The 14,246-nt window shown below is 68.3% G+C and carries 13 protein-coding genes; 8 read left to right on the plus strand and 5 right to left on the minus strand.

All coding sequences use genetic code 11. The features are described from left to right. The first annotated feature begins 92 nt into the window (after positions 1-92). The gene (gene thiD / locus AC3EF3_RS16910; protein WP_488533307.1) at positions 93-1,025 is read left to right on the plus strand and encodes a bifunctional hydroxymethylpyrimidine kinase/phosphomethylpyrimidine kinase; all 933 of its coding nucleotides are present in this window, start codon (positions 93-95) and stop codon (positions 1,023-1,025) included. Further along, positions 1,009-2,316: a glutamate-1-semialdehyde 2,1-aminomutase gene (gene hemL / locus AC3EF3_RS16915; RefSeq protein ID WP_488533308.1), complete on the plus strand. Its 1,308-nt coding sequence runs from the start codon at positions 1,009-1,011 to the stop codon at positions 2,314-2,316. Before thiD ends, hemL begins: the two co-directional genes overlap by 17 nt. Here the strand turns inward: hemL and purH are convergent. Genes purH through dusB form a run of 3 tightly spaced genes read right to left on the minus strand, consistent with a single transcriptional unit; the run spans position 2,313 to position 5,154 of the window. After that, on the minus strand, positions 2,313-3,869 hold the full coding sequence (gene purH, locus AC3EF3_RS16920; RefSeq protein WP_488533309.1) for a bifunctional phosphoribosylaminoimidazolecarboxamide formyltransferase/IMP cyclohydrolase: 1,557 nt from the start codon (positions 3,867-3,869) through the stop codon (positions 2,313-2,315). The genes hemL and purH overlap by 4 nt on opposite strands. Before the next feature lie 5 nt (positions 3,870-3,874). Then, on the minus strand, positions 3,875-4,111 hold the full coding sequence (locus AC3EF3_RS16925) for a Fis family transcriptional regulator (protein WP_488533310.1): 237 nt from the start codon (positions 4,109-4,111) through the stop codon (positions 3,875-3,877). After that, entirely contained in the window at positions 4,108-5,154 is a 1,047-nt protein-coding gene (dusB, locus tag AC3EF3_RS16930; protein ID WP_488533311.1) for a tRNA dihydrouridine synthase DusB, read from the minus strand. The genes AC3EF3_RS16925 and dusB overlap by 4 nt, the downstream gene beginning before the upstream one ends. A gap of 135 nt (positions 5,155-5,289) precedes the next feature. Between dusB and AC3EF3_RS16935 the strand changes: the two genes are divergently transcribed. Beyond that, positions 5,290-5,760, plus strand: coding sequence for a YqaA family protein (locus AC3EF3_RS16935; RefSeq protein ID WP_488533312.1), 471 nt, complete (start codon positions 5,290-5,292; stop codon positions 5,758-5,760). Here the strand turns inward: AC3EF3_RS16935 and ychF are convergent. Continuing rightward, entirely contained in the window at positions 5,750-6,844 is a 1,095-nt protein-coding gene (ychF, locus tag AC3EF3_RS16940) for a redox-regulated ATPase YchF (protein WP_488533313.1), read from the minus strand. The genes AC3EF3_RS16935 and ychF overlap by 11 nt on opposite strands. A gap of 31 nt (positions 6,845-6,875) precedes the next feature. Here ychF and AC3EF3_RS16945 point away from each other — a divergent pair, with 31 nt between their 5' ends. Continuing rightward, complete coding sequence (locus AC3EF3_RS16945; RefSeq protein ID WP_488533314.1) at positions 6,876-8,693, plus strand: sensor domain-containing diguanylate cyclase; 1,818 nt, start codon at positions 6,876-6,878, stop codon at positions 8,691-8,693. On the opposite strand, the gene AC3EF3_RS16950 is transcribed toward AC3EF3_RS16945, so the two are convergent. Continuing rightward, positions 8,668-9,531, minus strand: a complete 864-nt coding sequence (locus tag AC3EF3_RS16950) for an MOSC domain-containing protein (RefSeq protein ID WP_488533315.1) — start codon at positions 9,529-9,531, stop codon at positions 8,668-8,670. The two genes, AC3EF3_RS16945 and AC3EF3_RS16950, sit on opposite strands and share 26 nt — an antisense overlap. Positions 9,532-9,571: 40 nt before the next feature. Between AC3EF3_RS16950 and AC3EF3_RS16955 the strand changes: the two genes are divergently transcribed. From AC3EF3_RS16955 to AC3EF3_RS16970, 4 genes are read left to right on the plus strand one after another with little or no spacing between them, the layout of a single operon-like run. Further along, positions 9,572-10,663, plus strand: a complete 1,092-nt coding sequence (locus AC3EF3_RS16955) for an FAD-dependent monooxygenase (RefSeq protein WP_488533316.1) — start codon at positions 9,572-9,574, stop codon at positions 10,661-10,663. Between the two features lie 20 nt (positions 10,664-10,683). Further along, positions 10,684-11,400 carry a DsbC family protein gene (locus AC3EF3_RS16960; protein WP_488533317.1) on the plus strand — a complete coding sequence of 239 codons (717 nt, stop codon included), beginning with the start codon at positions 10,684-10,686 and terminating at the stop codon, positions 11,398-11,400. Continuing rightward, positions 11,397-13,154: a M61 family metallopeptidase gene (locus tag AC3EF3_RS16965; RefSeq protein WP_488533318.1), complete on the plus strand. Its 1,758-nt coding sequence runs from the start codon at positions 11,397-11,399 to the stop codon at positions 13,152-13,154. Before AC3EF3_RS16960 ends, AC3EF3_RS16965 begins: the two co-directional genes overlap by 4 nt. Beyond that, complete coding sequence (locus tag AC3EF3_RS16970) at positions 13,133-14,212, plus strand: DUF3108 domain-containing protein (protein WP_488533319.1); 1,080 nt, start codon at positions 13,133-13,135, stop codon at positions 14,210-14,212. Before AC3EF3_RS16965 ends, AC3EF3_RS16970 begins: the two co-directional genes overlap by 22 nt. Positions 14,213-14,246: the final 34 nt, after the last annotated feature.

Genomic DNA, 14,246 nt, shown 5'->3' on the forward strand with positions numbered 1-14,246 from the left:
CTTAAAGGGCCTTCGAATAGAATGCAACGATTGTATCGAGGGCCTTCGCAAGAGCTGCGCCACTGGTGCCGGCGGGTAAAAGAACCCCGCTTATGACAAACCCCAATCCCCCGGAAAACGACGACGAGCAAGGTGCGCAGGACACCGATCCCGCATGCGTGATCGTGTTCAACGCCAGCGACCCGAGCGGCGCCGGAGGCATCGCGGCGGACATCACGGCGATCGCATCCGTCGGCGCGCATGCACTGCCGGTTGTAACAGGCGCCTATGCGCGCGACACCGCCGAAGTGTTCGACCATTTCGCACTCGACGAGGACGCGGTCGCCGAGCAGGCGCGCGCCATCCTGGAGGACGTGCCCGCGCAGGTGTTCAAGGTGGGCTTCGTCGGCACGCCCGAGGCGATCAGCACCATCGCCGAGATCGCGGCCGACTATGCGGAAGTGCCCGTCATCGCCTACATGCCGAACCTCGCGTGGTGGGATGAATCGCAGATCGACCTGTACCTCGACGCCTTTCGCGAACTGATGCTTCCCCAGACCACCGTGTTGGTGGGAAACCACAGCACGCTGTGGCGCTGGCTGCTGCCGGACTGGAGCGGCGAGCGCGCGCCGGGCGCGCGCGACATCGCCAAGGCCGCTGCCGACATGGGTGTGCCCTACACGCTGGTGACGGGCGTGCCGCTGCCCGACCAGTTCATCGACAACGTGCTCGCCACGCCGCAGGCCGTGCTCGCGAGCGAGAAGTTCGAGCGCTTCGAGGCGGTGTTCTCCGGCGCCGGCGACACGCTCTCCGCCGCGCTCGCGGCGCTGGTCGCCAGCGGCTCGGACCTTGCCGCCGCCGCGACCGAATCGCTCTCCTACCTCGACCGCTGCCTCGACGCGGGCTTCCGCCCGGGCATGGGCAACGTCGTGCCGGACCGCCTGTTCTGGGCGCAGCCCGAGGGCGAGGACGCGGGCGAACTCACGCAGGAAGAAGCCCAGGCCCTGCAGGTCCTGGACATGCCCGCCCATGACACCAAACACTGACAAGAACCAGCAACTCTTCGAGCGCGCCCGCGCGCTGATCCCGGGCGGCGTGAACTCGCCCGTGCGCGCCTTCCGTGCCGTCGGCGGCACGCCGCGCTTCGTGGCGCGCGCGCAAGGCGCCTACTTCTGGGACGCCAACGGCACGCGCTACATCGACTACATCGGCTCCTGGGGCCCGATGATCCTCGGCCACGGCCACCCCGAAGTGCTCGAGGCGGTGCAGAAGGCCGCACGCGACGGCTTCTCGTTCGGTGCTCCGACCGAGCGCGAGGTCGAGCTCGCCGAGGAGATCGTGAAACACGTGCCCTCGGTCGAGATGGTGCGGCTCGTGAGCTCCGGCACCGAGGCGGCGATGAGCGCGATCCGCCTCGCCCGCGGCGCTACCGGCCGCACGAAGATCGTCAAGTTCGAAGGCTGCTACCACGGCCACGCGGATGCGCTGCTGGTGAAGGCCGGCTCCGGCCTCGCCACGTTCGGCAACCCGACCAGCGCGGGCGTGCCGGCCGAGGTGGTGCAGCACACGATCGTGCTCGAGTACAACAACGTGCAGCAGCTCGAGGAAGCCTTCGCGTTGCACGGCCGCGATCTCGCCTGCGTCGTCATCGAGCCGATAGCCGGCAACATGAATTTCGTGCGCGCCTCGCTGCCGTTCATGCGCCGCTGCCGCGAGCTGTGCACGCAGCACGGCGCGCTGCTGGTCCTGGACGAGGTGATGACGGGATTCCGCGTCGCGCTGGGCGGCGCGCAAAGCGTGTACGCCAGGGCGATCCCCGGCTTCGCGCCCGACCTCACCGTGCTCGGCAAGGTGATCGGCGGCGGCATGCCGCTGGCCGCGTTCGGCGGGCCGCGCGCGATCATGGAGCAGCTCGCGCCCCTTGGCCCGGTCTACCAGGCCGGCACGCTGTCGGGCAATCCGGTCGCCACGGCGTGCGGACTCGCGACTTTGCAACAGATCGCCCGCACGGGATTTTTTGGCACTCTTGCAGCCAAGACCGCCACACTCGTGAACGGTTTGAAGTCGGCCGCGGCCGGATCCGGCGTGCCTTTCAGCGCCGACTGCGAAGGCGGGATGTTCGGCTTCTTCCTGCTTCCGCAGCTGCCGCAGAACTATTCGCAGGTGATGAAAAGCGACCCGCAGCGCTTCAACGCGCTGTTCCATGGGCTGCTGGACCGCGGCGTGTACATCGCCCCGGCGCTGTACGAGGCCGGGTTCGTGAGCAGCGCGCACACCGAGGCGGACATCGAGCAGACCATCGCGGCGGCGCGCGAGGTCTTCGCGTCCTCGCTCTAGTGCCTGAAGTGGCGCACGCCTGAAAACACCATCGCGACGCCGCGCTCGTCGGCGGCGTCTATCACTTCCTGGTCGCGCATCGAGCCGCCCGGCTGGATGACGCAGGTCGCGCCCGCATCCACCACCACGTCCAGGCCGTCGCGGAACGGGAAGAACGCGTCGCTCGCGACCACCGTCCCCTGCAGGGACAGCTTCGCGTGCTGCGCCTTGATGCTGGCGATGCGCGCCGAATCGAGCCGGCTCATCTGCCCGGCCCCGACGCCCATCGTCATGCCGCCCTTGCAGAAGACGATCGCGTTGGACTTCACGTACTTCGCCACGGTCCAGGCGAACAGCAGGTCCTGCAGTTCTTCCTGCGTCGGCTGCTTCCTGGTCACGACCTTGAGGTCCGCGAGCTTCAGCTCGTGGTTGTCGGCCGTCTGCATGAGGATGCCGGAACTCACGCGCTTGAGGTCCATGGCGTTGCGGCTGTCGCCCCCCTTGGGCAACGCGATCTCCAGCACGCGCACGTTCTGCTTGGCCTTGAACACCTCGAGCGCCTCGGCGGAAAAGCCCGGGGCCATCAGCACCTCGACGAACTGCTTGCTCACGGACTGCGCCGCCGCGGCATCGACCGGGCGGTTGAAGGCGATGATGCCGCCGAAGGCCGACGTCGGGTCGGTCTGGAAAGCCTTCGAATACGACTCGAGCGGGTCCTTGCCCACGGCCACCCCGCACGGGTTGGCGTGCTTGACGATCACGCAGGCCGGCGCGTCGAAGCTCTTGACGCACTCCCACGCGGCGTCGGCATCGGCGATGTTGTTGTAGGAGAGCTCCTTTCCCTGCAGCTGCCTGGCCGTCACCAGCGAGCCCGGCGCCGGATGCAGGTCGCGGTAGAACGCGGCCTGCTGGTGCGGGTTCTCGCCGTAGCGCAGGTCCTGCAGCTTCACGAAGCGGCCATTGGCCTGGCCGGGGAACAGGCTGCGCGAGCCATCTTCCTGGATGGAAGACAGGTAATCGCTGATCGCGCCGTCGTAGTCGCTGATGCGGTTGAACGCCGCGACCGCGAGTGCGAAACGTGTCCTGTCCGACAGCTTGCCCTTCGCCTTGAGTTCCCCGATCACCGGCGCGTACTGCGATGCATCGGTGAGCACGCCGACGTCCTTCCAGTTCTTCGCCGCCGAGCGCACCATCGCCGGCCCGCCGATGTCGATGTTCTCGATCGCATCCTCCAGGGTGCAGCCGGGCCGGGCCACCGTCGCCTCGAACGGATAGAGGTTCACCACCAGCAGGTCGATGGTGGCGATGCCGTGGTCCTTCAGCGCCTGCATGTGCGCCGGCACGTCGCGGCGCGCCAGCAGGCCGCCGTGCACCTTCGGGTGCAGCGTCTTCACGCGGCCGTCGAGCATCTCGGGAAAGCCGGTGACTTCCGCCACCTCGGTGACGGGCAGGCCCTTGTCGGCGAGCAATTTGGCGGTGCCGCCGGTGGAGACCAGCTTCACGCCCAGCGCGTGCAGCGCCTGCGCGAGCTCGACGATGCCGGTCTTGTCGGAAACGGAGATCAGTGCGTTCATGTTCTTCACTTGAGCAGCCGGTGCTCGACCAGTTTCTTGCGCAGCGTGTTGCGGTTGAGGCCCAGCCACTCGGCGGCCTTGGACTGGTTGTGGTCGGCCTTGGCCATCACCACCTCCAGCAGCGGTTTTTCCACCACCTTCACCAGCATCTCGTACATCCCGTCCGGTTCCGTGCCGCGCAGGTCCTTGAAGTAGCCCTCCAGGCTCGCGCGCACGCACTCCTCGATGTGCTTCTTGCTCATTCCACAGTCTCCGCTGCCTGTTCTTCGTTGTCGCACCCCTGCGCCGCTGCCGGCATGCGATCGCCGGCCAGCGCGAGTTCGTCGAAGTAATCCGCGACGGCGCGCAACTGCAGCGCGCCATCCTCGATCGTGTTCATCCGCGCGCGGAACGCCTCGGCGCCCGGCAAGACCTTGACGTACCAGCCGATGTGCTTGCGCGCGCTGCGCACGCCCGTGTAGTCGCCATACAGGGCGTAATGGTCCTGCAGGTGGTCGAGCAGCAGGCGCTTCACCTCGGCGACGAGCGGCGGCGCGAGATGCGTGCCGGTCCCGAGGAAGTGCGCGACCTCGCGGAAGATCCAGGGCCGCCCCTGCGCGGCGCGGCCGATCATGATCGCATCCGCCTTCGTGTACGCGAGGACATCGCGCGCTTTCCCGGGCGTGGTGATGTCGCCGTTCGCGACCACGGGGATTCGCACCGCGGCCTTCACCGCCGCGATGGTGTCGTACTCCGCCTGGCCGCCATAGCCTTGTTCGCGCGTTCGGCCGTGCACCGTGAGCATCTGCACGCCGGCGCTCTCGAAGGCACGCGCCAGCGCGACGGCGTTCTTGTGCGACTGCGACCAGCCCGTGCGCATCTTGAGCGTGACCGGCACGCCATGCGGCGCGCACGCCTGCACGACCGCCGACGCGATCGCGATGGCCAGCGGCTCGTCCTGCATCAGCGCCGAGCCCGCCCACTTGTTGCACACCTTCTTGGCGGGGCAACCCATGTTGATGTCGATGATCTGCGCGCCGCGTTCGACGTTGTACACGGCCGCCTCGGCCATCATCGGCGCGTCGGTGCCCGCGATCTGCACCGCGATCGGGCCCGGCTCACCTTCATGGTCGGCACGGCGCGAGGTCTTGAGGCTCGTCCACAACTCCTTGCGCGAGGTCACCATTTCGCTCACCGCATGGCCCGCGCCGAGCGCGCGGCACAGCATGCGGAACGGCCGGTCCGTGACGCCCGCCATCGGCGCGACGAACAGGTTGTTCGCCAGGGAATGCGGGCCGATGTTCATGCGGGTGGAAAGGCGGGCTGCTGAAAAATGAGGCACGATTGTATGCCCGCCCCATCCCATGGGCTGAAATAAAAAACTGCGTATGTGCGTGCGTGTTCGCGATGCTTGAAATTTTCAGTGCATCATCTGCGCCGCATGGACTGGCTGGCTCCGCTACTGAACCTGCTGGCGCTGCCGCGCTACGGCCTCGCGACGCTCTTCATCGCGTCGTTCATCTCGGCCACGCTGCTGCCGGTCGCGTCGGAGCCGGCGCTGTACGGCCTGCTGCGCCTGAACCCCGAACTGTTCTGGAGCGCCATCGTCGTCGCGACCGCGGGCAACACGCTGGGAGGCGTGCTGGATTGGTGGATGGGATATGGCGCGCACAAGATCGCCGACAAGTACGCGCATTCGAAGTGGCACGCCAAGGCGCTCGACTGGCTCGAACGCCTGGGCCCCAAGGCCTGCCTGCTCGCGTGGCTGCCGGTGATCGGCGATCCGCTGTGCGCCGTCGCCGGATGGCTGCGCCTGCCGTTCTGGCAATGCACCTTCTACATGGCGCTGGGCAAGTTGATCCGCTACGTGGTCTACACGTATGCGCTGGTCTACATCTTCCCTACACGTTGAAGAGGAAGTTCAGCACGTCGCCGTCCTTGACGACGTACTCCTTGCCTTCGCTGCGCATCCGGCCCGCATCCTTGGCGCCCTGCTCGCCCTTGTGGGCGATGAAGTCGTCGAAGGCGATGGTCTGGGCGCGGATGAAGCCGCGCTCGAAATCGGTGTGGATCACGCCCGCGGCCTGCGGGGCGGTGTCGCCGACGTGGATCGTCCAGGCACGCACTTCCTTCACGCCCGCCGTGAAATAGGTCTGCAGGCCGAGCAGCCGGAAGGCGGCGCGGATCAGCCGATTGAGGCCCGGCTCGTCCTGCCCGATCTCGGCGAGGAACATCTTCTTGTCCTCCTCGCTCATGTCGGCCATCTCGGCTTCGAGTTTGGCGCAGATCACGACCACCGGTGCGTTCTGCTTCGCCGCGTACTCGCGCAGCTTGTCCAGGTACGGGTTGTCGTCGAAGCCGTTCTCGTCGACGTTGCCGACGAACATCGCGGGCTTGGCCGTGATGAGGAACAAGGGCTTGAGCAGCGCGCGTTCCTCGTCATTGAGTGGCAGCGTGCGCACCGGCTTGCCTTCGTTCAGGTGCGCCTGCACCTTGGTGAGCACCTGAACGAGCTTCGCGGCTTCCTTGTCGTTGCCCGATTTCGCCGCCTTCGAATAACGCGCCAGGCTCTTGTCCACCGTGCCGAGATCGGCCAGGCACAGCTCGGTCTGGATCACCTCGATGTCGGCCACCGGGTCGACGCGGCCCGCCACGTGCACCACGTTCGGGTCGTCGAAGCAGCGCACCACGTTGATGACGGCGTCGGTCTCGCGGATGTGCGCGAGGAACTGGTTGCCCAGGCCCTCGCCCTTGCTCGCACCGGCCACCAGGCCCGCGATGTCGACAAACTCGACAATGGCTGGCACGATGCGCTCGGGCTTGACGATCTCCGCCAGCTGCGCGAGCCGCGGGTCGGGCAGTTCCACGATCCCCACGTTGGGTTCGATCGTGCAGAAGGGATAGTTTTCGGCGGCAATCCCGGCCTTGGTCAAGGCATTGAAAAGCGTGGACTTTCCAACGTTCGGCAAACCTACAATCCCGCACTTCAAGCTCATGGCCGTATTCCAAAGACAAGCCGGAAAGTGTATGCGAAGCCTCTGGCGCGTCCTGGCGGCATCGCTCGTGCTGGTGTGCTGCGCGGCGTCGGGCGCCGGGTCCGCGGCGCCTGCGACGGTGCAGCTGGTCGATCCCCAGATGCACGTCGACGGGATGGAAGCCGGCGCCGTCTGGTTCGACCCGCAGGGCACGGTCCCCATCGAGCGCGTCGCGCAGGGCGGCGCAGGCGTGCAGTTCGTGCGGGGCCACAGCGACCAGATTCATTCGCTCGGGGAACAAGGCCAGCTGTGGATCCACTGGCGGCTCTCCCGCGCCCGGGGGGTGGAGAACGGCTGGGTCATGACGTTCCCGATGCCGACCCTCGACAGCGTGACGCTCTACCAGCAGAACGATCGCGGCCAATGGGTCGGGCAAACCGCGGGCGACACCATCGCAGTCGCCGGCTGGGCCGAGCCGGGGCGCTATCCGCACTTCAGGCTCGAACTGCCGCCCGGCCAGGTGCGCGACGTCTATGCGCGCATCCGCCACTTCACGCCGGCGAATTTCCCGGTGCAGATCCTCACCGAATCCGCCTTCGACGAGCGCATCCAGGTCGAGTACCTCGGCCTCGGCACCACGTTCGGCGCCCTGCTGCTGCTGATCATCGCGTGCGTGGCGCAGGCGTTCGTGTACCGCGATGGGGTGTATGGCTGGTATGCGGGCTACGCCCTGATCACCACGCTGAGCGCGGCGGCCTACACCGGCGCGGCGGCCCACCTGCTGTGGCCCGGCTTCGGCGCGCTGTGGGACGCGCCGCAGGCGATGCTGGCCTTGCTCGCCGGCGCGGCCGCGATCCTCTTCGTGCGCAACCTGATCGGCATCTCGGGTCGCCATCACCTGGTCGACAAGCTGGTGCTGGGCATCGGTTTCGCGGGCATCGCGCTCGCGGGCCTGTTCCCGGCCATGCCCAAGGGCGCGGGCCTGACCGTCACGGGCGTCTACACCGTCGCGGTCGTGCTGATCAACATGTGGGTCGCCTTCGAGGCCTGCCGGCGATCCGACGAGGTCGGCGCCTGGGTGCTGGCCGCCTACGCGCCGCTGGCCATGGCCGTCCTGTTGAGCGTGTCGCGGATGGCGGGCTGGCTGCCGGTGTCCTTCGGCACCCAGTACGCCATCGTGGTCGCGATGGCCGTCGAGGTGCCACTGCTGCTGGTCGCCCTCAACATCCGGTCGCGCGAGCGCCATGGCGCGCAGATCCGCGAACTGGCGCTGTCGACGCAGGACGCGCTCACGGGCCTGCTGGCCGCGCACCTGTTCCGCGACCGCCTGCGCCAGGTGATCGCGCGCTACAAGCGCGACCCCGACAACGCGGCGATCGTCTTCATCGACCTGGTGAATTACCCGGCGATCAAGACGCGGTTCGGCACGGCCGTGGCCGAACAGAGCCTGTTGCGCAGCGTGATCAAGCTGCGCCGCCTGCTGCGCGACGTCGACACCGTGAGCCGCATCGGCGAGGCGCGCTTCGGCCTGATCCTGGAAGGCGTCACCTCGCGCATCGCGGTGACGGACCGCGCCGCGCGCCTGATCGCCGCCGGGCTGATGCCGCTTAAGGGCCTCAAACCCGAGGTCACGCTGCAGTTCCACATCGCCGCCGTGCTGCTCGATGAACGCATGGGCGAGGCCGAGGAGCTGACCATGGCCCTCGATGAACTGCTCATGAGCATGTCGCCGCGCACGCGCCGGCCGATCCGCTTCGTCGATGCGCGGGAGACCCAGCCCGCCGAACCCGAATCCGATTCGGCCTTGCTTGACAGCGTCCCGCCGACGGGCTCGGTCGTCTCGATCAGTCGAAGGCCCAGTTCGCCGTGACGTCCTGGCCGACGCGCAGCATCGCGTCGATGCCTTCGAGCACGATGGCGTTCATCGCGAAGGTGATCGCACCATTCATCTCCTCGTTGCTGCGATAGCTGCGCAGCATCGCCCCGACTTCGGGCGAAGCGACGCCGGTCGCCGGATCGACATCGGGAATCGTGCAGCGCGTGCACGGCTTCACGGGCTCGAGCACCACGTCGCGGTCGGCCGCGATGCGGATGGCGGCCAACCTGTCCTCGTCATGCGCCTCGAGCCCGGCGAGCACGATGTTCGGCCGGAAGCGCTCGATGCCCACCGGCGCATGGCCCGCCGCGGCCAGGCGGCGATTGAGTTCCGCGATCGAGCCTTCGCTCGTCACGAGCAGCGGGAAGCCGTCGCTGAACTGGTTCAGCGCTTCGACGCCCCCCGTCCATTTCGGGCTGGAAACGCGCCGCACTTCGGGATCGAAGCGCACCAGCCGGCACGGGCGCTTCAGGAAATCGGTGAACCACTGCGCCGCCACCGACCCCATGTCCCAGGCCTCGACCTCGTCGTCCCACACACGCACCCGCCGCGGCGAGTCCACCGCCTCGATCGCGAGGTGCAGCGCCAGCATGCCGGGCGCGCGCAGCACCACCTCCGTGTGCTTCAGCTGGACCTTGACAAGAGCCATGCGCGGCTCGTCGCGCTGGCTGAGGAACTCGTTGCCCTCGTCGACCACCATCCAGGCGCGATCGAGGTCCAGGCCCGTTTCGGTGAGCACGGCTTCCTGCAACTCGACGCCGGCGCAGGATTTCACGGGGTAGACGAATAGCCGCGCGATGCGAGTGCGGACATCGGGTTCGGTGCTGCTCATGGGTGCGGATTGTGCCCGCCTCCTACAATTGGCGGCACTGATGGCCCTCGATGTCTGCATCCGTGGCGCCGGCATCGTCGGCCGCACGCTCGCCCTCCTGCTCGCACGCGAGCGGCTGCGCGTCGGGCTGGTGCGCCAGCCGGCGCCCGCTTCCGGCGCGAACAGCGACGTGCGCGCCTACGCCCTGAACGCCGCCTCGCGCGAGCTGCTGGAGCGCGTGCGCGGCTGGCCCGATGAACGGCACGCGACGCCGGTCGCCCGCATGGAAGTGCATGGTGACGAAGGCGGCGAGCTGGTGTTCCGCGCCGGCGACCCCGGCGTGCCCGCGCTGGCGTGGATCGTCGACGTCGGCGCGCTGCTGGCGCGCCTGGAAGACGCGTTGCGTTACGCGCCGCAGGTCGAATGGATAGACGCGCCGCAGCCGTCTTCACTGACCATCGTCACCGAGGGGCGCGCGAGCAGCTCGCGGGCGGAGTTCGGCGTGCAGTTCGATGTGACGCCCTACCCGCACCACGCGATCGCCGCGCGCCTGGACTGCGAAAAACCGCACGACAACGTCGCGCGCCAGTGGTTCGCGAACGGCGAGATCCTCGCGCTGCTGCCGCTGGGCGGCTCCAGCGTCGCGCTCGTCTGGTCGGTGATGGCGCCGCGCGCGGGCACGCTACTCTCGGCGCAGGCGCAGGATTTCTGCGCGCAGGTGGAGCATGCGTGCCATGGGGCGCTCGGGAAGATGACGCTCGCCAGCGAGCGCGCGGCCTGGCCCCTGCAGCGGGCGCTGGCGGATCGCTGGTGCGGGCCGGGCTGGGTGCTGGCCGGAGACGCGGCGCACAACGTGCATCCGCTCGCCGGGCAGGGACTGAACCTGGGGCTGGCGGACGCCGGCGAACTGGCACGCGTGCTGCACGAGCGGGAGCCCTGGCGCGGCGTGGGTGACGTCAAACTGCTGCGCCGCTACGAACGTGCCCGCAAGGGCGACGTGCTGGCCATGGGCGCCGTCACCGACGGCCTGCAGCAGTTATTCGCGCGCGAGGACGGCCCTTGGGGGCTCCTGCGCAACTGGGGCCTGACGGGCGTGGACCGCAGCGGGCCGCTGAAGGCCTGGTTCATGCGACAGGCGATGGGCAAGCTCTGAATCTTGAAAGTGGAAGTGCGATGAGATCGATCCGGAATGCCGCCGTCGCGGCCGTGGTGGCGCTGGGCGTCGTGTTCGCCGCGGGTGCGCAGGACGTCGAGAAGATCAGGAAGAACCTCGGCGAGCGGCTGCCGATGATGGGCAAGATCGACGAGGTGAGCAAGACGCCGATGCCGGGCGTCTACGAGGTCCGCGTCGGCATGGACCTGTACTACGCCGACGCCGAGGGCAATTTCCTGATCCACGGCTCCATGATCGACGCGAAACAGAGGCGCAACCTGACCGAGGAGCGGCAGGAGAAGCTGCTGGCGGTGCCGTTCGACGCGCTGCCGCTGAAGGACGCGTTCACCATCGTGCGCGGCAACGGCAAGCGCAAGGTCGCGATCTTCGAGGACCCGAACTGCCCGTACTGCAAGCACTTCGAGCGCGACCTGCAGAAGGTCGACAACGTGACGGTCTACATGTTCCTCTACCCGATCCTCGGGCCCGATTCGAACGACAAGTCGCGCAACCTGTGGTGCGCGAAGGACCGCGGCGCCGCCTGGATGGACTGGATGCTGCGCAACAAGGCCGCACCCGACGCGAAGTGCGACACCGCCGCGGTCGCGCGCAACGTGGAGTTCGGGCAGAAGTACAAGCTGACGGGCACGCCGACCATGATCCTCGCCGACGGCCGGCGCGTGCCGGGCGCCGTGTCGGCGCAGGACGTCGAGAAGCTCCTCTCCGAAAAGCAGTGAGTCCGGCATCCCGCGTGGCGAGCGTGCATTACCGCGTCGAAGCGGCGAGCCTGCACGCCCACCTGTTCCGCATCACCCTCGCGATCGCGCAGCCCGCCGCGCAGCAGCAGGTCTCGCTGCCGGTGTGGATCCCGGGCAGCTACCTCGTGCGCGAATTTTCGAAGCAGCTGCAGCGCCTTGCGGCCAAGCAGGACGAGCGCGCCGTCGCCGTCAGGCAACTCGACAAGTGCAGCTGGGAAATCGATTGCGTGCCCAGCAGCCCGCTCGTGCTCACGTACGAGGTCTACGCCTTCGACAACTCGGTGCGCACGGCCTGGCTCGACACGCAGCGGGCCTTCTTCAATGCGACCAGCCTGTGCCTGCGCGTGCACGACCAGGAGCACATGGTCCACTCGCTCGAACTCGCGCCGGTGGACGACAAGCCGCAATGGAAGGCGGCCACGGGACTGGCCGCCTACCGCATCAACAAGCGCGGCTTCGGGGTGTACCTCGCGACGGACTACGACGAACTCGCCGATTGCCCGGTGGAGATGGGCGAATTCTGGGACGCCGAATTCAAGGCAGGGGGTGTTCCGCATCGCATGGTGATCGCGGGCGCGCCGGCCTCGTTCGACGGCGACCGGCTGCTGGCCGACGTGCAGAAGATCTGCGAGGCCGAGATCCGCTTCTGGCACGACCGCAAGCGCCCGCCTTTCAAGTACTACCTGTTCATGCTCAACGCCGTGGACGACGGCTACGGCGGGCTGGAACACCGCAACTCCACCGCGCTGATCGGCGCGCGGCGCGACCTGCCGCGCATCGGCGATGCACGCCAGACCGACGGCTACGTCACGCTGCTGGGCCTGATCAGCCACGAGTACTTCCACACCTGGAACGTCAAGCGGCTGCGGCCCGCGGAGTTCGCGCACTACGACTACACGCGCGAGAACTACACGCAGCTGCTGTGGTTCTTCGAAGGCTTCACGAGCTACTACGACGACCTGCTGCTGCGCCGCGCCGGCGTGATCGACGACGCGACCTACGTCAAGCTGCTGAACAAGACCATCAACCAGGTGCTGCAGGCGCCGGGGCGCGAGGTCCAGTCGGTGGCGCAGGCGAGTTTCGACGCCTGGGTGAAGTACTACCGCACCGACGAGAACACGCCCAACGCGACGATCAGCTACTACACCAAGGGCGCGCTGGTGGCCCTGTGCTTCGACCTCACGCTGCGTTCGGAAGGTCACGCCTCGCTCGACGATGCGATGCGCGCGCTGTGGGCGCGCTGCATGGCCGGGCCGATGACCGAAGGTGACTTCGCCGCCGTGCTGAAGGAGCTCGGGGGCCGCACGTTCACGCGCGAGATCGCGGCGTGGGTACATGGCACCAAGGAGCTGCCGCTGGCCGACCTGCTGGCCACGCAAGGCATCCAGGTGCTCGAGGACGCCGCGCAATGGCAGCAGCGCCTGGGCATCCGTGCAGCCGAGACAGGCGGCACCATCGTGCTGAAGAACGTGCTGCGCGACGGCGCGGCCGAACAGGCGGGCATGGCAGCCGGCGACGAGTGGATCGGCATCGAGGTCGCGGGCCAGGCCTGGCGGCTCGCGAAGGTCGACGACCTGGCGCTCTACGCCGGCCCGCGTCGCAAGCTGACGGCGCTGGTCGCGCGCGACCGCCGCCTCCTGAGGCTCGAGCTGGCCCTGCCGTCCGTGACCACATGGCGGCTGGTGCTGCGCGAAGCGGCGCGGGCGCAATTGTGGCTGGCCGCCCACGCCTGACGGTCCGGCCGTCGATCCGCTTCGCGGCGCTCGCCGCGCTGGTGATCGCGCTGCATGCCTGGGTGCTGCAGTGGATGGACGAAGCGCTCGACAACCCGCCACCGATCAAGCCGATGGCGACGCCCATGTTCACGCGGCTGCTCAAGCCCGAGGCTGCGCCGCCACCCGAAGCGAAGCCTGCGCCGCCCCCGGCGAAGAAGCGCGAGTTGCTTGCGGCCGTGCGCAGGCCGGCGGCCCAACCTGCGGCGAAGCCCGCGGCCAGGCCTGCCTCGGCCCCGGAAGCGGCGGCCTCCGCGCCCGAAGTCGCGGCCTCGGACTTCGAAGTTCCGGCGGCGGCCGCGTCGGCGCCCGCGTCGGCACCGGCCTTGGCGCCGGCCTCGGCACCCCAACCCGCCGCATCGGCGACTGCGACTGCGAGCGTCGACAGCTGGCCGGCGGACACGCGCCTGTCGTATCGCCTGACGGGCTGGTACCGTGGCGAACTCGCGGGCAGTGCCCGCGTGCAGTGGCTGCGCCAGAAGGAGCGCTACGAGACCCGCGTTGAACTGGACCTGGGCATCCTGGGCTACCAGTTCCTGAGCCAGGGCGAACTGGCGGGCGATTCGCTCGCACCGCGGGCCTACCAGGAATCGACGCCCGGCCGCACGCGCCTCGTGCAGCTCGGGCCGGACAGCGTCGTGCTCAATGACGGCCGCACCGTGCCCAAGCCGCCCGGCGTGCAGGACACCGCGAGCCAGTTCGTCGAGTTGAGCCATCGCTTCTCGACCGGCAAGGAGCAGCTTGTCGTCGGCGGCACCACGACGATCTGGCTCGCGCGGCCGGGCGGTGTCGACCTGTGGACCTACGACATCATCGACCGCGAGCCGCTGCGCACGTCACAGCTCGGCACGATCGAGGCGTACCACCTGAAGCCGCGGCCGATCGAGAAGATGCGCGGCAACATCACGGCCGAGATCTGGCTCGCGCCGACGCTGCAGTACCTGCCCGTGCGCATCCGCATCAGCCAGGGGACGGAATCCTGGGTCGACATCCTGGTGGACCGGATCGAACAGCGCTAGGACTGGTTGACCGCGCTGGTCAACGAAGCTTTAT

The organism is Ramlibacter sp. GS1-15 (assembly GCF_057785015.1).